The 17,022-nt window shown below is 58.6% G+C and carries 14 protein-coding genes; 8 read left to right on the top strand and 6 right to left on the bottom strand.

Annotation, left to right across the window (positions count from 1 at the left end; translation table 11 throughout):
- Positions 1 to 32: 32 nt before the first annotated feature.
- From EK369_RS10420 to EK369_RS10410, 3 genes are all read left to right on the top strand, one after another.
- Positions 33 to 407: an RNA-binding S4 domain-containing protein gene (locus EK369_RS10420; protein ID WP_127114186.1), complete on the top strand. Its 375-nt coding sequence runs from the start codon at positions 33 to 35 to the stop codon at positions 405 to 407.
- A gap of 55 nt (positions 408 to 462) precedes the next feature.
- Positions 463 to 801 (top strand): ferredoxin FdxA, encoded by a 339-nt coding sequence (gene fdxA, locus EK369_RS10415; protein WP_127114185.1) that lies wholly within the window; start codon positions 463 to 465, stop codon positions 799 to 801.
- Between the two features lie 278 nt (positions 802 to 1,079).
- Positions 1,080 to 1,592, top strand: coding sequence for a CarD family transcriptional regulator (locus EK369_RS10410; RefSeq protein ID WP_127114184.1), 513 nt, complete (start codon positions 1,080 to 1,082; stop codon positions 1,590 to 1,592).
- 99 nt (positions 1,593 to 1,691) lie between these two features.
- Here EK369_RS10410 and cobS read toward each other — a convergent pair whose 3' ends face one another.
- Positions 1,692 to 2,435, bottom strand: coding sequence for an adenosylcobinamide-GDP ribazoletransferase (gene cobS, locus EK369_RS10405; protein ID WP_127114183.1), 744 nt, complete (start codon positions 2,433 to 2,435; stop codon positions 1,692 to 1,694).
- An 88-nt stretch (positions 2,436 to 2,523) separates the two neighbouring features.
- Between cobS and cobT the strand changes: the two genes are divergently transcribed.
- Positions 2,524 to 3,534, top strand: coding sequence for a nicotinate-nucleotide--dimethylbenzimidazole phosphoribosyltransferase (gene cobT, locus EK369_RS10400; RefSeq protein WP_127114182.1), 1,011 nt, complete (start codon positions 2,524 to 2,526; stop codon positions 3,532 to 3,534).
- Between the two features lie 66 nt (positions 3,535 to 3,600).
- Here cobT and EK369_RS10395 read toward each other — a convergent pair whose 3' ends face one another.
- Together EK369_RS10395 and EK369_RS10390 are read right to left on the bottom strand one after the other, a co-directional pair.
- Positions 3,601 to 5,472, bottom strand: a complete 1,872-nt coding sequence (locus tag EK369_RS10395) for a monovalent cation:proton antiporter-2 (CPA2) family protein (protein ID WP_127114181.1) — start codon at positions 5,470 to 5,472, stop codon at positions 3,601 to 3,603.
- 30 nt (positions 5,473 to 5,502) lie between these two features.
- On the bottom strand, positions 5,503 to 5,958 hold the full coding sequence (locus tag EK369_RS10390; RefSeq protein WP_127114180.1) for an Lrp/AsnC family transcriptional regulator: 456 nt from the start codon (positions 5,956 to 5,958) through the stop codon (positions 5,503 to 5,505).
- Positions 5,959 to 6,107: 149 nt separating this feature from the next.
- Between EK369_RS10390 and hppD the strand changes: the two genes are divergently transcribed.
- Positions 6,108 to 7,205, top strand: a complete 1,098-nt coding sequence (hppD, locus tag EK369_RS10385) for a 4-hydroxyphenylpyruvate dioxygenase (protein ID WP_127114179.1) — start codon at positions 6,108 to 6,110, stop codon at positions 7,203 to 7,205.
- A 231-nt stretch (positions 7,206 to 7,436) separates the two neighbouring features.
- Entirely contained in the window at positions 7,437 to 9,041 is a 1,605-nt protein-coding gene (locus EK369_RS10380) for an arylsulfatase (protein WP_127114178.1), read from the top strand.
- 54 nt (positions 9,042 to 9,095) lie between these two features.
- Here EK369_RS10380 and EK369_RS10375 read toward each other — a convergent pair whose 3' ends face one another.
- Together EK369_RS10375 and EK369_RS10370 are read right to left on the bottom strand one after the other, a co-directional pair.
- Positions 9,096 to 9,971, bottom strand: coding sequence for a 1-acyl-sn-glycerol-3-phosphate acyltransferase (locus EK369_RS10375; RefSeq protein WP_164726961.1), 876 nt, complete (start codon positions 9,969 to 9,971; stop codon positions 9,096 to 9,098).
- A gap of 39 nt (positions 9,972 to 10,010) precedes the next feature.
- Positions 10,011 to 12,389 (bottom strand): hypothetical protein, encoded by a 2,379-nt coding sequence (locus EK369_RS10370; protein ID WP_127114176.1) that lies wholly within the window; start codon positions 12,387 to 12,389, stop codon positions 10,011 to 10,013.
- 187 nt (positions 12,390 to 12,576) lie between these two features.
- Between EK369_RS10370 and EK369_RS10365 the strand changes: the two genes are divergently transcribed.
- Positions 12,577 to 13,245 (top strand): SIMPL domain-containing protein, encoded by a 669-nt coding sequence (locus tag EK369_RS10365; RefSeq protein WP_235871397.1) that lies wholly within the window; start codon positions 12,577 to 12,579, stop codon positions 13,243 to 13,245.
- 104 nt (positions 13,246 to 13,349) lie between these two features.
- Here the strand turns inward: EK369_RS10365 and EK369_RS10360 are convergent, their stop codons facing one another.
- The gene (locus EK369_RS10360; RefSeq protein ID WP_127114174.1) at positions 13,350 to 14,642 is read right to left on the bottom strand and encodes an O-acetylhomoserine aminocarboxypropyltransferase/cysteine synthase family protein; all 1,293 of its coding nucleotides are present in this window, start codon (positions 14,640 to 14,642) and stop codon (positions 13,350 to 13,352) included.
- A gap of 321 nt (positions 14,643 to 14,963) precedes the next feature.
- On the opposite strand from EK369_RS10360, the gene EK369_RS10355 reads away from it, so the two are divergent.
- Positions 14,964 to 16,910, top strand: coding sequence for a bifunctional 2',3'-cyclic-nucleotide 2'-phosphodiesterase/3'-nucleotidase (locus EK369_RS10355; RefSeq protein ID WP_438672161.1), 1,947 nt, complete (start codon positions 14,964 to 14,966; stop codon positions 16,908 to 16,910).
- The last annotated feature ends 112 nt before the right edge of the window (positions 16,911 to 17,022 follow it).

Here is a 17,022-nt window from a genome sequence, read left to right as displayed (position 1 = left end):
CCGTCTCGCGCAGATCACAGGATGCCTCTCTCGTGAGCGAACCCACCCCAAAAACCCGTCTCGACAAGTGGCTGTACCACGCGCGGTTCTTCAAGACCCGCACGCTGGCAGCCAAGCAGGTGTCTGGTGGGCACATACGCGTCAACAGCGACAAGGTTTCCAAGCCCAGCTATGGCGTCTCAATAGGGGATGTTCTGACATTTCCGCAGGGGCGATCTATCCGAGTCGTGAAGATTGAAGCTTTTGGCAACCGTCGCGGCCCTGCGCCCGAGGCGCAAACGCTGTACTCGGACTTGAGCGAAGTCAAAGAAAATGTCCCCCGTGCCCCTAGATACGAGGGAAAGGGGCGTCCCACTGGGCGAGATCGTCGCAAACTCGACCTTAAACGGGGCGAGGAACTTGAATGATCGGGCCTGCTGATTTAGCTAGTCCCCAAGAGAGCTTTAGAGAAGTCGAAAACCCATGACCTATATCGTCACTGAAAACTGCGTGGCCTGCAAATATACCGACTGCGTCGAAGTTTGCCCCGTTGACTGTTTCTATGAGGGCGAGAATTTTCTGGTGATCCACCCAGACGAATGTATCGACTGTGGTGTCTGTGAGCCGGAGTGCCCTGCCGATGCGATCCGTCCGGACACCGAGCCGGACATGGAAAAATGGGTGGAATTCAACCGCAAGTACTCGGAACTGTGGCCGGTCATCATCAGCAAGAAAGATCCGCTGCCCGACGCAGACGAGCGCGACGGCGAACCCGGCAAGATGGAGAAATACTTCTCCGAAGCCCCGGGCGAGGGCGGCTGATTCGCCCGCAATCGGGGGTTTTTTGACCTAAAAGTCGCAAAATCCCGCCTAAAACGCTGACAATCAACGGGAAATGGACCGTTTCCCGGTGCTCCGCTTTTATCGGGGTGTATTTTGTGTTATGGTCATTTCAGAAATGAAATATCGCCTGTGAGCCATCCGTCTGCTGTTGCCGAGGATGGCTTTTGTGCCAGAGAGACCAGAGCGCACGGGAAAATGCTTTTCCCGGACGTGTGATTTTGTCTGGTCTGTTTGGGCTCACCTTTGGAAAGGTCAAAATGAGCAAGAAGAAGAATGAATTCCGCCCCAATGATTATGTGGTCTACCCGGCGCATGGTGTGGGCCAGATCGTGTCGATCGAAGAGCAGGAAGTTGCGGGCATGGAGCTTGAGCTGTTTGTGATCTCGTTTGAGAAAGACAAGATGACACTGCGCGTGCCAACCAACAAAGCGACCGAGATCGGGATGCGTGGGCTGAGCAGCCCGGATGTTGTGAACCAGGCTATGACGACCCTCAAGGGTAAGGCCAAGGTCAAACGCGCCATGTGGTCACGTCGCGCGCAGGAATATGAGCAAAAGATCAACTCGGGCGACCTGATCGCAATTGCCGAGGTGGTGCGCGACCTGCACCGCACCGATGACCAGCGCGAGCAAAGCTACTCCGAGCGTCAGCTTTACGAAGCGGCACTCGAGCGTTTAACCCGCGAAGTCGCTGCCGTGGACGGTGGTGACGAGGTCGCTGCCGCCAAAAAGGTGGATGACGTACTGGTGTCGCGCGCTGCAGCTGCATAAGCGTCTTTACCGTGAATTTGGAAACCGCGTCTCTTATTCCCGAGGCGCGGTTTTCTTTTGCGCGGCTGGATTTTAGGTGCTCGCACCCGGTAAGAAAGCTTAGATTGCCAGAGCCATCAACAGCGCGACTTCGGTCAGTTGTTGCGTCGCGCCAAGAACGTCACCGGTCTGTCCGCCGATCTTAGACTTTGCGATGGCGAAGCAGGCCAAAGCCGTCAGGGCGGCGACAACAATCAGGCCAAAGGTACTTCCCCCGGACGTCAACACCAGTGCGGCAATGGCGAGTACGGCAGCCACAGCGGCGGTTTCACGCACAGGGCGGCCCTGAGATTGGCTGAGGCCAGTGTCGCGGGCATGGGGTAAGGCGGTCATGAGCGCTGGCATGGTCGCGCGTGAGGCAACAGCGACGCCAATCAATGCAGCCAGCCAGGCAGGCTCTTGCAGGATCATGCTCACGGCAATCCAGCGCGCCACCAACGAGAGGCAGAGCGCAATAACGCCATAACTGCCAATCTGGCTGTCTTTCATGATCTCCAGGCGGCGTGCCCGGTCCCAGCCCCCCCAGAACCCGTCGGCGCAATCGGCCAGCCCGTCTTCGTGCATGGCGCCGGTGAGGATAACGCTGCCCGCCACCCAGATCAGAGCCGCCAGCGTTGCGGGCAGCCCCACGGCCAAGGCAATGCCGGTTGGAACGGCTGCGAGGGTTGCCACGACAAGGCCCACTAGTGGATAGGCCCAGGCCGCCTTGGCCCCGCGGCTGAACGAGGCGCGCACCGGTAGACGCGTCAGCAGCGCCAGCGCCGTGGCGATATCCCCAACCTCAATCCGCCATTTGTCGTGCATATGCGTCCCCGCGTCTTTTTCCTCACTTGTGCTGTCCGACTTGTCGGCTAAACAGACCACAAAGACAAGAATTGATGGGAGTTCCTGTATGTCCGCCACATTTTCAACCCTGGCCGAGTTCCGCGCGATCCTGGCCGCCGCACCTGCACCGGATGCCAAGGCGCAAGGCGAAGCCGAAGCGCGCAATGGCCAGCTGACCAAGCCACCGGGCGCTCTTGGCCGACTGGAAGACATGGCGATTTGGTATGCGAGCTGGCGCGGTACTGGCCGTCCGTCAATCGATGCGCCACAGGTCATCGTCTTTGCGGGCAATCATGGTGTGACCGCGCAGGGTGTGTCGGCCTTTCCGGCGGAAGTGACTGAACAGATGGTACTGAATTTTCAGCACGGTGGCGCGGCGATCAACCAGCTCTCTAAAGCCGCTGGCGCCAGCATGGACGTGCATGCCCTGTCGCTCGACACGCCGACCGCCGACTTCACCCAAGCCCCCGCCATGGACGAAGCTGGTGTGATCGCGGCGCTGCAAACCGGCTGGAACGCGGTGGACGAGAATGCCGACCTTTTGGTTGTCGGCGAGATGGGTATTGGTAACACCACTTCAGCTGCGGCGATTGCCCATGCGCTCTATGGCGGTGACGCCGAAGACTGGGTCGGGCGTGGCACCGGTGTTGATGACGACGGTCTGGCGATCAAAGCCCGCGTGGTGCGCGAAGGGGTTGCCTTGCACGGAGGAGGCGATGGCCTTGTGACCTTGATGCGTCTTGGCGGGCGCGAACTGGCCGCCATGGCCGGTGCGATTGCGCGCGCGCGCGCCCTGTCTATTCCGGTCATTATGGATGGCTTTATCTGCACGGCCGCTGCGGCCACGATGGAGGCCGCGCAGGCCGGGGCACTGGATCACGTGATTTCAGGTCACGTCAGCGCCGAAAGCGCCCATGCAGTGTTGTTGGAAAAACTCGGAAAAGAGCCGATCCTGAGCCTCGGGATGCGCCTGGGTGAAGGCTCGGGCGGTGCGCTGGCGATCAACATCCTGAAGTCCGCCGTGGCGTGCCATTCCGGGATGGCCACCTTTGCCGAAGCCGGTGTGTCGGACAGCTAGGCCTATTCACGTTTTTCTGAGCAGGTCGCGCCGCAGGCACCCCCCCAGGGGCTACCGGCGCGACCACTACCCTGTCTCGTCGCCGTCTCCATCGAGAGCTGCCAGCAACGAAAGCTCCAGTTCCTTTTCCAGCTCTTTTGACCGCGCAATGTAGGGGGCGTTCTTTTCCACTGGAACGTTCTCTTTCCACAGGTTCGCCAGTTCGCGGATCGTGTAGCGGTCGTGGTGGAAGAATGCCTGCTCTGCCTTGGCTGCTTCGTATTCGTTGAGGCCAATGTTTTCCAGAACGTAACGCCCGGCACGCAGAGAAGAGTCAAAAAGCTCGCGCACGATGTCATTGGCCCCGGCTTGGTACAGTTGGAACGTGTGGTGGCGATCGTGCGCCCTTACGACGATATGAAGGTCCGGGCGTTCGCGCCGGGCGTGACGCACCAGGTTGATTGACGCCTTGGGATCGTTGATGGTGATCACCAGAACGCTTGCCTTGCCGAGACCCGCGGCGTGGAGCAATTCAGGCCGGGTTGGATCGCCGAAAAAACCTTTGACCCCGAACTGACGCATCAACTCAATCGCGCGCATGTCATGGTCCAGCACCACTGTTTGCACCCCGACCGAGCGCACCAGGCGATTCACGATCTGCCCAAAGCGACCGATGCCAACGATGATTACGGGCCCCTGTTCATCGATTTCATCCGCTGGCTGATCTGCGCTTTCTGGGTCTCGCAGGCGTTTGGAGAGCACATCGTAAAGGATGAACAGCAACGGCGTGATCAGCATCGACAGGGCAACAATCAGCATCAGATGTTCCGCCAGGTCCTTGGGCAACACGTGTTGCTTCAGGCTAAAGGAAATCAGAACAAAGCCAAACTCCCCGGCTTGGGCCAGACCCAGTGTGAACAGCATCTGGTCCCGCCCCCGAAGGCCAAAGGCTCGCCCTAAAACAAGCAGGACCAGCCCCTTGATCAGCATGATCGCCAATGTGACACCAAGGATCGGAACCGGATTGGCGAAGAACCCTTCAAAATCGATCTGCGCGCCTACGGTGATGAAAAACAGCCCCAGCAAAAGCCCCTTGAACGGTTGAATGTCGCTTTCAAGTTCATGGCGAAACTCGGTATTGGCCAAGAGCACCCCAGCCAGGAACGTCCCGAGCGCCGGGGACAGGCCCACCAGCATCATCAACAGGGCGATGCCGACGACGATAAGCAGGGCAAAGGCGGTGTACATCTCGCGCAATCTGGCGCCATGGATGAAGCGAAACACCGGCCGAACAAGGAATAGACCCGCCAGAACCACCAGAAGAACTGCGCCAAGGGTCACCAGTGTCACGCCCCAACCCGGCAATCCATCAACCAATGACAGGTTGGAGTGTCCGTCCTTGTGAACACTCGGGCCGATCGAGCCATCCGCGGCTATTTGCATTTGCGGTGCCATCGCCAAAAGCGGCAAGACGGCAAGCATCGGGATCACGGCAATGTCCTGTGACAGTAGCACGGAAAACGTTGAGCGCCCCCCGCTGGTCTGCATCAGATTCTTTTCGGACAATGTTTGCAGCACGATGGCAGTTGACGACAGGGCAAAGATCATGCCCATCGCCGTTGCCATCCTGAGGTCGTACCCCATGAGCAGTGTCAGCGTGGTTATGGCTCCGCCGGTAATACCAATCTGCATGCCGCCTAACCCGATCAGCTTGTCCCGCATGGCCCAAAGCGCACGCGGATCCAACTCGAGCCCGATCAGGAATAGCATCATGACCACGCCGAATTCGGCGTAGTGCAACAGGTCCTCAGGTTGTTCGATCAGGCCCAGCACCGGGCCGATCACGACCCCGGCCAGCAAATACCCGAGCACCGATCCCATGCCCAACCGCGCCGCAATGGGCACGGCAATCACGGCAGCCAAAAGGAAAATCGTTGCCTGATACAGCACACCTTCCATGAATTATCCCTTTTCCTTTGATCAGTGCCTTTAGGTTGGCAAAGGTGTGTCGCGTTTGAATTGATCCATGACGATCTGGCTCTGCACCCGGCTGACGGCTGGATGTGGCAAAAGAACTTCGTGAATCAAACTGTTAAGCGCGCTCAGGTCTTCACAATAGACCCGCAAAAGGTAATCCGCATCCCCTGTCAGCGTCCAGGCGCTGATAACTTCGGATCGCGTTGAAACCATCGAGATGAACCCGCGCCCGTGTTCCGGGCCGTGCACGCCCAAGGTCACCTGCACAAAGGCCTGTACACTCAAACCCAGCTTGCCGGCATCCAGTCGCGCTGCGTAGCCCTGAATATACCCGTCGCTTTCCAGCCGCTGTCGTCGTCGTCCAGCCTGGCTAGGGGATAGGTTTAGAATCTCACCCAACTCCTGTGCGGTCAGATGCGCGTTTTTTTGCAACGCCTCCAGGAGGCGTTTGTCCATGTCGTCCAGCATTGCGTGTTTCCCGCGTCAATGAGGGGTTTCATGCTCAGCCTACGCAAAAAACATGAAAGATGCACGACACTTCGCGCAAATAATGCATGTGGGTGCCTTTATGCTGAACGCAAGCGAACAGACCAGTTTTCCAGACGAGGAGATGCACCATGGGCCCTTTCCCGCATGACGCCCCGCGCGCCGAGATTTCCGGCTACAATCCTGCGGGCACCGACGGGTTCGAGTTTGTCGAATTTGCCCATCCAGAACCTCAGGAACTTCGTGATCTGTTTCAGCGCATGGGGTTTGCGCATGTGGCGACACACAAGCACAAAGCGGTGGAGTTGTGGCAGCAGGGTGATGTGACCTATATCCTGAACACCGATCCCAACAGTTTTGCCGCCCGTTTTGTCAAAGAGCACGGTCCCTGTGCACCCGCGATGGGGTGGCGCGTGGTTGACGCCCAAAAGGCCTTTGAACACGCTGTTTCCCGTGGCGCGGAACCCTACATTGGCGCGGACAAAACCCTGGATTGGCCTGCGATCAAAGGTATTGGTGGCAGTCTTTTGTACTTTACCGATCAGTATTATGACACTTCGCCGTACAACGCCGAATTTGACTGGTTGATCACGTCGAAACCCGAAGGAGACGGGTTCTACTATCTCGACCACCTGACCCACAACGTGTTCAAAGGCAACATGGACAAATGGTTCAAATTCTACGGCGACCTTTTCAACTTTCATGAAATCCGGTTCTTTGACATCGAAGGCAAGTTCACTGGCCTGTTCAGCCGGGCATTGACGTCGCCCTGTGGTAAAATTCGCATTCCGATCAACGAAGATCGTGGAGAAACCGGGCAGATCGTCAGCTATCTCAAGAAATACAACGGTGAGGGTATTCAGCATATCGCAGTTGGCACCGATGACATCTATGATTCAACAGACCGGATCGCCAACAAAGGTCTCATGTTCATGCCGGGCCCGAATGAGGCCTACTATGATCAAAGCTACACGCGTGTGGCCGGTCATGACGAGCCCAAGGACCGCTTGATGAAACACGGTATCCTGATTGATGGCGAAGGCGTGGTGGATGGTGGCGAAACCAAAATCCTTTTGCAGATTTTCTCGAAGACCGTGATCGGTCCAATCTTTTTTGAATTCATCCAGCGCAAGGGTGATGACGGGTTTGGCGAGGGAAACTTCAAAGCATTGTTTGAGTCGATCGAACGGGAACAGATCGAATCCGGAGAGATCCAGGCCGCGGAATAAGCGCCGGATAACAGACGCGGGGTCCAACCGCGGGGAGCGAAGCGTCGTTCGGGAGTATCCCGGGCGGCGCTTTTTCGCTGAACCTACAGGCTATGGAGACGATACAAAGAGGGGTAATGGTGGGTCACAGAGACCAAATCTTTAGGGTGTGCTTTGAAACCAGCATAGGGGAACCGATTGATTTTGTTTGCCTGACCCGGAAGACTATCGGTGATTTGAGGAGCGCCTCTTATGCCCAGACCAAACATTGTTCTGATCCTGGCCGACGACATGGGCTTTGCGGATCTTGGCTGTACTGGCTCTGAGATCCGAACGCCCCACATTGACTCGCTTGCTGCTGGCGGGCGGCTTGTAACTTCCATGTACAATTGCGCCCGTTGTTGCCCGACACGCGCGTCTCTCTTGACTGGGCTTTATCCGCACAATGCAGGGATTGGCCACATGGGTGCAGATCTTGGGACGCCCGCCTATCAGGGCTTTCTGCGCAAGGACAGCGCCACGATTGCCGAGCATTTGAAAGCTGCAGGATACCGCACACTCATGAGTGGCAAGTGGCATGTCGCCGGAGAGTTTGAATCGCGTGATGTGGCAACCTGGCAGGTTGGAACCGAAAAGCACCCGACGCCAAATCAACGCGGGTTTGACCACTTTTACGGACTTATGGATGGGGCTGCGAATTTCTTTTCGCCGCATCACCTCTTGGAAGATGACTGTCGGGTCGATGTGATCCCGGATGATTTCTATTTCACAGACGCGATCACGGACAAGGCCATCTCGATGATCGAGGGCAGTGTCGCGGACGAGGCCCCGTTCTTTCTGTATCTCGCGCATACTGCGCCACATTGGCCGTTGCACGCACCTCCGGAAGACATCGCGCGCTATGAGGGCGTCTATGACAAGGGGTGGGATGCAATACGTACCGCGCGTCATGAGACCATGAACGCAAACGGGTTGTTTCAGGCCAATTGGGACATCTCGCCCCGCGATCCGGATGTGCGCCCCTGGGAAGTCGAGGATAACCCGGATTGGGAAGCACGTAAGATGTCCACTTATGCGGCCATGGTGGACCGTATGGACCAGTCGATCGGACGTCTGGTCGCGGAACTGAAGCGGCTCGGGCAGTTCGACAACACGCTGATCCTGTTCCTCAGCGACAATGGAGGCTGCGCCGAGTTCATGGCCGAGGATGGTTGGGCGCGGTTCTATCCAGATCGCACGCATGACGGCCAAAAGGTGATCCTTGGCAACCGGCCTGATGTCATGCCGGGGGATGCGGGCACATTCCAAAGCTACGATCGCCCATGGGCCAATGTTTCAAACGCACCCTTCCGGCTGTTCAAACACTATGTCCACGAGGGCGGTATTTCGACACCGCTTGTGGCCCACTGGCCCAAAGGATTTGCGCCTGGTGGCACAGCCCATGCTCCCTGTCATGTGGTCGACATCCTGCCGACGATCCTTGAAGTTGCGGGTGTGGACTATGCCTCCGAAGTCGACGGGCACGCCATTCAGCCCTGTCAGGGGGAAAGCTTTCTCAGCCTCTTGCGCGGATCAGACTGGCAACGCGAGGCGCCGATTTTCTTTGAGCATGAGGGCAATGGCGCCGTTCGCGCCGGGCCGTTCAAGCTGGTGCGCCTGCATGGTCGGGATTGGGAGCTTTACGACATGGAAGCAGACCGAACAGAGTTAAACGACCTTGCCGGCAGGGGCGGGCGTATTGAAGCTGACTTGCAGCGCCAATACGCCAATTGGGCCGAGGCATGCGGGGTTGTGGACTGGGATCTACAGGTGCCAAAGCTGCTTGCGGCATGGGGAATGCCCAGCATTGATGGGTAGATTGAGGGGGCTTGCCCCTCTGGATCGGCAGGCACCTTTTGAGGCGTGAGTGGATCAGACGTCCGCGTAGAGGTGCGGCACCAGCGCCTCTGCCGCAGCCTTGAGTTCTTCCGGCTCTGTTCCGGATGGCATGGGGGCACCGTAATGCACCTGGTAGTGGCCACCAAATTGGGCATCAAGTTCGGCAAAAAAGCGCAAGGAAGCGATGTTGAGCGCGAGGTCTTCGTTTTTGCTCAGCCGTCGCACGAGGTTTCGCAGACCATAATAATACCTCGAATTCTGAGCGTCGATTCCGGCGGGTACGATGGGCAGGCCGCAATCCCGTGACACGCGCGTCGCACCGGGGCGCCATGAGCGTTCCACCAGCTTGCCATCCTGCATCACCGGCACGCGACCTGAACCAAAGATCAAGAGCGCGCCGCCTGCGTTCAGATGGTCGTGCATACCAGAACTGGTCGGGTTCCGGGCGTTCAAGTGTGTGCGTTTGTCAATTCTGACCGGAACAATGATTTCGGGGCCGAGAAAACGGGCCATATCGGCATTGGCGACGACCTTGAAATCAGGACGACGCTCCAGAAGCGGACCGGCATGGGCGAAAAAATCCAAGGGACCCGTCGGGTGGTTCGAGGCAATCAGGACTGGTCCGGTTTCAGGAATGTTTTCGATCCCATGGGCCGTGATGCGGGTGCCGCCATTCAGGTTCAACACAGCCCGCACAAAGGGTGCGTCGGTAAGATCGCCAAGCGCACTGCGCAAGGCTTCGGCCTCGCGCAGACCAAAGAAAGGCTGGCCCGCGATCAATCGGCTGATGGCATCACCGCTGTGTATCAGGCCACGCACCAGCTTGAGCCGCAGGCGCGCATCCGTGCTCAGGCGGAGCCGGTCCAACAGCTCGTCGTCGAGCGGGTTCTTCTTGGGTGAATTGGTCAATTGAGGGAGTGTCCAGGCACGTGGTGCCATTTGGTTTGGTTAGCCCTTGGGCAGCTTCAGGATGACATTCTTGCCAGATTTGACATAGCGCAGTTCTGTATCCGAGATTGCTGCGACGTTGCCACCGTCAATCCTGTCGCCCACCTGCACTTTGCGGTAGCGGCCATTGGCCAGTCGGACCAGAGCGCGGCGGCTAGTGGTTGTGCCATAGACGCCGATCAGATTGATTTTGTTGAGGTTGATCGCGTTCTGAATCGTCGCCTGGCGCGCTACCGAAGCACTCGACGGGATCGAGGGTGTCACTGTCGCTGCCACCGGCGTTGCCACCACTGGATCGGACGGTGTCGCACGGGCGACAAGCTGGGCCATGTTCGAAGGCCGCACCCGCGGTCGCACCGAAGCGGTTACAGCGGCCTCTGTTGGGGTTGTGTCCTGTTCTTCTTCGGCTTTGGCTGACTCCGGGCGCAGACGCGGGCGCACTTTGGCCAGTTCGGTCAGCGTGCGACCACCATATGAGGCGCGTTCAATCTGTTCGATCAGGTCGTCGGGCCGTGCCTTGGGACGGATTTTGCTCAGGCGGACCACCTGTTCTGCGCTGACCCCTTCGCCGGTGGCCGGAGTGCGCTCCGGGAAGGACTGGGGCAGGGTAGATGGTCTGCCAAGATAGACCATGACACCTCCGGGGTTCAGCGCCCCTTGGGGGGTGGCGCGCACCAGCCCTTGCGCGTTCAGGTCAAATTTGGTGTCAAAGGGCAGGGGGGTGCCCTGTGCCCCGATGGGCCAATCCTGCGCCATGGCCTCGGTGGACGGCAGGGCCACCGCATCTCGGCCGGGCAGATTGCGATCAATCGAAGTCAGATAAAAGGTGTCGGTGCTGCCCACGCCCGGGGTGGCTGGTTGCTCGGGCGCGCGTTCCCAGATACCGGTCACGGCATACCGTGCCTCGGCTTCGTGCGTGGTCGGGGCGGTTGGATGGATCACGTCAGTGTCTGCCTCAACCAAGCCGGACTCTACAAGGTCCGTGCCCTCACCTTCCATGGCTTCAATCTCGGCGGTATCCGTGATCGAGTCCGCGCTGATCGGTGCCAGGGCGTCGGTCTCAACCATATCGGCCGGGTCAGGTACAACTTCAACCGGCTTGCTTTCCGCTTCCATCTCAGCGATCTGCGGAACCGGGTCACGGCGGAACAATCCGGCCACGCCGTCTTCCAGGAACAGGGATGCCCAGATGGCAACGCCCGCCAGAAACACCAGAAGCACCACGGTCAGGATCAATCCCAGATGACGCGGTTTGCCGCCGACCTTGCCCTCACGCTCACCAAACAGCGTCATATTGTGCCGCTCGCTGGCGGCGGGACGCTTGGCTGCCGTGGTTTGTGGCTCAAGAGGCACCGCGTCAATCGTCTCTTCCGTTGGCACAGCACCTGCAGGCGGTGCCTCGACGTTGCGGCGGCTAAAGAACGAAGATGCGGCAGGCGGGGCCTCTTGCTCTTCGTCGAGAGGTTGGAAATCCGGTGGTGACGCCTTTAATCCGGCGATCACGCTTTTGGGGTCAAAGCGCAGGGGGGCTTCGGAATGTGGGCTTTTGTCACCTACGGGCGGCACGCTGGGTGCGTTGGTTCCGGCGACACTGCGTTCCGCCGCCCCGAGGGCAGGGGCACTTTTTGCGGATGGGTCGTCTTCCGTGCGGCGCGCGCGAATGCTGGAAAAGGCAGAAACCACCTCGGGTGGCGCTTCTTGCTCAGGCGGAGTGCTGCGGCCTGTGTCATTCGCGGCAGCTTCTTCCAGCGGAGAGTCCGGAGCCGGATCCAAGGGGGGATCTTTTGCAACAGGTTCAGGCGTTGGGTCCGATGGAGCCACTTTGGGCAAAGGACCCGACCCGGTGATCAGGATCACCGTATCATCCGCATCCAGAGGCTCTCCGTTCAAGAGGTCCGTTGCCGCTTGGGTCAGGTCAAATGTCGGCTCATTCGGATAGCCCCCGTCAGGGGGTATTGCCACGAAACTGACCGGGTTGAACTGGTTCTCGACCGCAAAAGCTTCGGCCTCTGCCAGAGTTTCCCGCGCGACAGCGGCCACATGGGTATTGCGTCCGGCGGCCACAAGATCAAAGGCAAGCTCGCTGCCGCTGTAGGGGGTTGCCTCTTCCAAGGCTGCAATGGCGGCAGCTTCGCGCTTGGCGCGCGAGCCCCGGCCCGTGTCCACCAAGAGGTACTTGACCTGATCGTTGGGCAGGATCAGCTTACAGCGAAAATCCGGACCGTCGATTTCCTCGGCCATTGCGCGCAACGCATCCAGCTCGGCCCCGAGGTCTTCTGACGCCAGCGACGCATCACCCAGCCGATGCCAGCCGTCTTTTACACGGCAGAGCAGGCTAATTCCCTCGAACGACAGGGACAGGGCGAAATTCGGCTTCATGCGGTGGCTCTAACACTCGGGTTACTGGAATACGTACTCTTCTCTCAATCTGGCGATTTTATAGCAGCTTCCCGCCGAAAGGAAGAAAAAGACCAACCCCGGTGACGATCTTTCGCGCCCCGGTGCTAAAGTCAGCGCATTGAGGTGAGTCTTGAAAGGGGCGGAGATGAGATTCGTTTGGATTATTATGGCGTTATGGGCCGTTGTTGGCCCGGTTTCGGCTGAACAGGGCCAGATCACGGTCATGGGTCATGGCACGGTTGACGCCGTACCGGACATGGCGGTGATCACCTTGGGTGTCAGCCACCAGAAAGACACTGCGCGTGACGCTGTGGCCGAGGTCGCCGTGACCTCGGGCGCGATCCTGTCGGCGCTGCGTGACATCGGTGTCGCACCGCGCGACATGCAAACCAGTGGACTTTCACTTACGCAGGTCTGGGATCACCGGACGTCTGGCCAGCCACCGCGCGTGACCGGATATGAGGCCAGCAATCAGGTAACGGTGCGGATCAGGGACCTTGCGGTTCTCGGCGAGATTCTTGGTCATGTCACTGCGGAAGGGGCAAATCGGTTCCAGGGGTTGCAGTTCACCCTTCAAGACCCAAAGCCCGTCTTGCAAGAGGCGCGCCGCCGTGCCGTCGCCGATGGCGCAGATCGTGCCCGGCTTTATGCGGATGCGGCTGGGGTGACCCTGGGGCCGCTGTTGGCAATTCAAGAGGCGGGCCCCAGTATGCCGCGTCCCATGCCCATGATGCGGGAGTCTCTGGCCGCTGATATGGCGATGCCGGTGGCTGAGGGCGAGCTGGCGTTCAGTGCGACGGTCACGATGATCTATGCGATTGCGGGATCTCAGTGATCACCTATGCAGCTGATTGAAGAATTGGCGATAACCTGCTGAAAAAAATAAAAAGCCGCGCTTTAAGGCGCGGCTTTCATCATATGGCTTGTGGGTGCTGAAACTCAGCTGTGCGCTTTGTTCAACGCCTGATCCAGATCGCCCATCAGGTCCTCTGCGTTCTCGATGCCGATCGAGATGCGCACCACGTTGGCACTCGCGCCGGCCGCGTCCTGTTGCTCTGGCGTAAGCTGACGGTGGGTGGTCGAGGCCGAATGGATCACCAGCGAACGTGTGTCGCCAAGGTTGGCGACATGGCTGAAGATTTCCAACGAGTCCACGAATTTGACACAAGCGTCATAGCCGCCCTTCAAAGCGACCGTGAACAACGAGCCTGCACCTTTCGGGCAAACCGTTGCAACGCGGCTGTTGTAAGGCGACGAAGGCAGCCCGGCATAGGTCACCGCCTCGACATGGTCATGGCCCTCAAGCCAGCTTGCCACGGTCATGGCATTTTCCACGTGACGCTCCATGCGCAAGCTCAGGGTTTCGATGCCCATCAGCGTATAGTGCGCAGCCTGTGGGTTCATGGTCATGCCGAGGTCGCGCAGACCGATGGCGATGCCGTGAAAAGTAAAGGCCAGCGGGCCAAAGGTCTCAGCGAACTTCAACCCGTGATAGGCTGGCTCTGGTGCGCTGAGCGACGGGAACTTGTCGCTCGCGGACCAGTCGAACTTGCCCGAGTCCACGACGCAACCACCCGTGACCGTGCCGTTGCCGGTCAGGTACTTGGTGGTCGAATGCACGACCAGCGTAGCGCCCAGTTCAATCGGCTTGCACAGGTAAGGCGTGGCCGAGGTGTTGTCGACGATCAACGGCACGCCAGCCTTGTCGGCAATCGCGGCGATGGCAGGGATGTCCGTTATGTAGCCACCAGGGTTGGCGACCGATTCACAGAAAACGGCACGGGTGTCATCATCGATGGCGGCGGCGACCGCGGCTTCATCGTCAAAATCGACAAACTTCGCCGACCATCCAAAACGCTTGATGGTCTGGCTGAGCTGTGTGACCGTGCCGCCGTACAGACGGGTTGAGGCAACCACGTTGGTGCCGGGACCCATCAAGGGGAACAGCGCCATGATCTGCGCCGCGTGACCCGATGAGCAACACACCGCGCCAACACCACCCTCGAGCGTTGCGACGCGCTCTTGCAGAACAGCCACGGTCGGGTTGGTCAGGCGGGAATAGATGTAGCCCACTTCCTGCAGATTGAACAACGCGGCCGCGTGTTCCGCGTCTCGGAACACATAGGCCGTGGTTTGATAGATCGGGGTCTGGCGTGCGCCGGTCGCTGGGTCGGGTCGTGCGCCAGCGTGGATTTGCAGTGTGTCGAAGCCGTAGTTGGGTCCGTCGGACATGAAACTTCCTCCCAAGAAAATGCGTTGGGCAAATGTTTAGGGGGTGCCGGGGCAGGGTGCAACGCGTTTGGCGGCTAAAGGAGGGTGTTCCGGTTATTGTAGACTGCGCGGGATAATGGTCTGATTGCAGTGTGATGATTGAGAGCATTAGGCTGCAGCGCAGCTTTCCGGCAGCATGTGCTTACCTCTGTTTGACGTTTGTCGGAACTGCGCACAGGAGAGTTGCTCGAATCTTTTTTTCGTCGCATGCTGGCGACTTTCATAGATAACCACCCGGTTACTTCATTGAGCTACAAAAGGAATGCACAGATGTCTCTTACCATGAATCGCCGTCATTTTCTGGCTGGAACTGCTGGTCTTGTCGTCATGCACCCATTTTCCGCCGCCGCAGCAGGAAACCAGGCGCATTTGCGTCTGATGGAAACGACGGACCTGCACGTCCATGTATTTCCTTATGACTATTATGCCGACAAACCCCGCGATACCGTTGGGCTGTCGCGGACGGCCTCGTTGATCCAAGGGGTACGGGCCGAATCCACGAACTCGTTGCTGCTGGACAATGGCGACTTTCTTCAGGGCAACCCGATGGGGGATTACATCGCCTACGAACGCGGCATGAAGGAAGGCGACAGCCATCCGGTCATCAACGCCATGAACGCGCTTGGCTTTGATGCGTCGACCCTGGGCAATCATGAATTCAACTACGGTATCTCGTTCTTGATGAAATCGTTGTCGGGCGCGAATTTCCCGGTTGTGTCGGCCAACGTCGTCAAAGACATGGGTGCGGCACCAACGGCGGATACCACCTTGGTCAAACCTTATGTGATTATGGAACGCGAGATCACCGATGGAAACGGTGAGAAACATCCCATCAAGATCGGGCTTATCGGATTTGTGCCACCCCAGATCATGAACTGGGACCGAAAGCACCTCGAAGGGAACGTGCAATCTCGCGATATCGTCGAGACCGCCAAAGCCTATGTGCCACAGATGAAAGAAGAAGGTGCGGACCTTGTCATCGCGCTGTGCCACTCTGGCATCGGGTCCGCGAATGCGGAAGACGGGATGGAGAACGCAGCCGTTCCCTTGGCACGTGTCGAAGGCATCGACGCGATCCTCACGGGCCATAGCCACCTTGTTTTCCCATCATCAAAATATGCAGATTTTGCAGGCGTTGATGTCGGGGCCGGCACCATTGGCGGCAAACCCGGCGTGATGGGCGGTTTCTGGGGCAGCCATATGGGCCTCTTGGACCTGTTGATCGAGCGTGATGGCAACAGCTGGCGCGTGCTTTCGCACACCGCCGAGGCCCGGCCGATTTCTAAACGCAACGAAGACCGTTCGTACACGGCCCTTGCCGAAGACTACGCCCCAGTGTTGGCGGCTGCGGCCAAGGAACATGAAGCGACCCTTAAGTACGTGCGCACAGCCGTTGGCAAAACTGATGCGCCTTTGCACAGCTATTTCGCGCTGGTCGCGGATGATCCGTCGGTGCAAATCGTCTCGAACGCGCAAACTTGGTACATCAAGGAACAGATGGTCGGCACCGCCTACGAAGGCCTGCCCATCCTTTCCGCCGCCGCACCGTTCAAAGCGGGCGGTCGGGGAGGACCTGAGTACTACACCGACGTTCCCGTAGGGGATGTGGCCATCAAGAATGTCTCTGACCTGTATCTCTACCCCAACACCGTGCGCGCGGTGAAAGTAACCGGTCAGCAGGTCAAGGATTGGCTGGAGCGGTCCGCAGGCATGTTCAATCAGGTTGAGGTTGGTGCACAGGATGCGCCTTTGCTGAACCCAAGCTTCCCGAGCTACAACTTTGATGTGATGGACGGTGTGAGCTATCAGATTGACCTGTCTCAACCGTCCAGGTTCGACAAGGATGGTGCCGAGGTGAACCCGGGTGCCAGCCGTATCGTCAACCTCATGTTCAATGGTGCACCGCTGAACATGGACCAAGAGTTTATCGTGGCCACCAACAACTATCGCGCGTCAGGCGGCGGCAGTTTCCCGGGCGCCAAGGGTGACACAGTTGTCTTTGAGGGACCGGACACCAACCGCGACATCATTGTGCGGTACCTGGTCGATCAGGGCACAGTGAATCCCAAAGCAGATGCAAACTGGTCCTTTGCACCACTTGCGGACACCACGGTGATCTTTGAAACCGGCCCAGCAGGGGCAGGCTATGCAGATAGCGTCGAAGGCGTGTCGATCGAACCTGCAGGTGCATCTGACACTGGTTTCGCGAAATTCCGCATTAAGCTCTGAACGTGAACCACCCAAAACCGACCCCCAAACAAGGGGTCGGTTTGTTTGTCACGTAGTCGGCGTGTGACTGCATCACAGCAGCAGGCGAACGAATTGTTTGGGCGTGCGGCAC

The organism is Shimia sediminis, assembly GCF_003990645.1.
In the GTDB taxonomy this organism is placed as follows: domain Bacteria; phylum Pseudomonadota; class Alphaproteobacteria; order Rhodobacterales; family Rhodobacteraceae; genus Shimia; species Shimia sediminis.
Note: the sequence above shows the minus strand (reverse complement) of the source record. Positions and strands in the feature narration are given on the sequence as shown.

Excerpts from the sequence above, each read along its gene's own strand:
- EK369_RS10380 (WP_127114178.1), top strand. The coding sequence starts at position 7,437 with ATGCCCAGACCAAACATTGTTCTGATCCTGGCCGACGACATGGGCTTT.
- EK369_RS10395 (WP_127114181.1), bottom strand. The coding sequence starts at position 5,472 with ATGGAAGGTGTGCTGTATCAGGCAACGATTTTCCTTTTGGCTGCCGTG.
- EK369_RS10390 (WP_127114180.1), bottom strand. The coding sequence starts at position 5,958 with ATGCTGGACGACATGGACAAACGCCTCCTGGAGGCGTTGCAAAAAAAC.
- EK369_RS10365 (WP_235871397.1), top strand. The coding sequence starts at position 12,577 with ATGGCGTTATGGGCCGTTGTTGGCCCGGTTTCGGCTGAACAGGGCCAG.
- cobT (WP_127114182.1), top strand. The coding sequence starts at position 2,524 with ATGTCCGCCACATTTTCAACCCTGGCCGAGTTCCGCGCGATCCTGGCC.
- EK369_RS10355 (WP_438672161.1), top strand. The coding sequence starts at position 14,964 with ATGAATCGCCGTCATTTTCTGGCTGGAACTGCTGGTCTTGTCGTCATG.
- hppD (WP_127114179.1), top strand. The coding sequence starts at position 6,108 with ATGGGCCCTTTCCCGCATGACGCCCCGCGCGCCGAGATTTCCGGCTAC.
- cobS (WP_127114183.1), bottom strand. The coding sequence starts at position 2,435 with ATGCACGACAAATGGCGGATTGAGGTTGGGGATATCGCCACGGCGCTG.
- EK369_RS10410 (WP_127114184.1), top strand. The coding sequence starts at position 1,080 with ATGAGCAAGAAGAAGAATGAATTCCGCCCCAATGATTATGTGGTCTAC.
- EK369_RS10370 (WP_127114176.1), bottom strand. The coding sequence starts at position 12,389 with ATGAAGCCGAATTTCGCCCTGTCCCTGTCGTTCGAGGGAATTAGCCTG.
- fdxA (WP_127114185.1), top strand. The coding sequence starts at position 463 with ATGACCTATATCGTCACTGAAAACTGCGTGGCCTGCAAATATACCGAC.
- EK369_RS10360 (WP_127114174.1), bottom strand. The coding sequence starts at position 14,642 with ATGTCCGACGGACCCAACTACGGCTTCGACACACTGCAAATCCACGCT.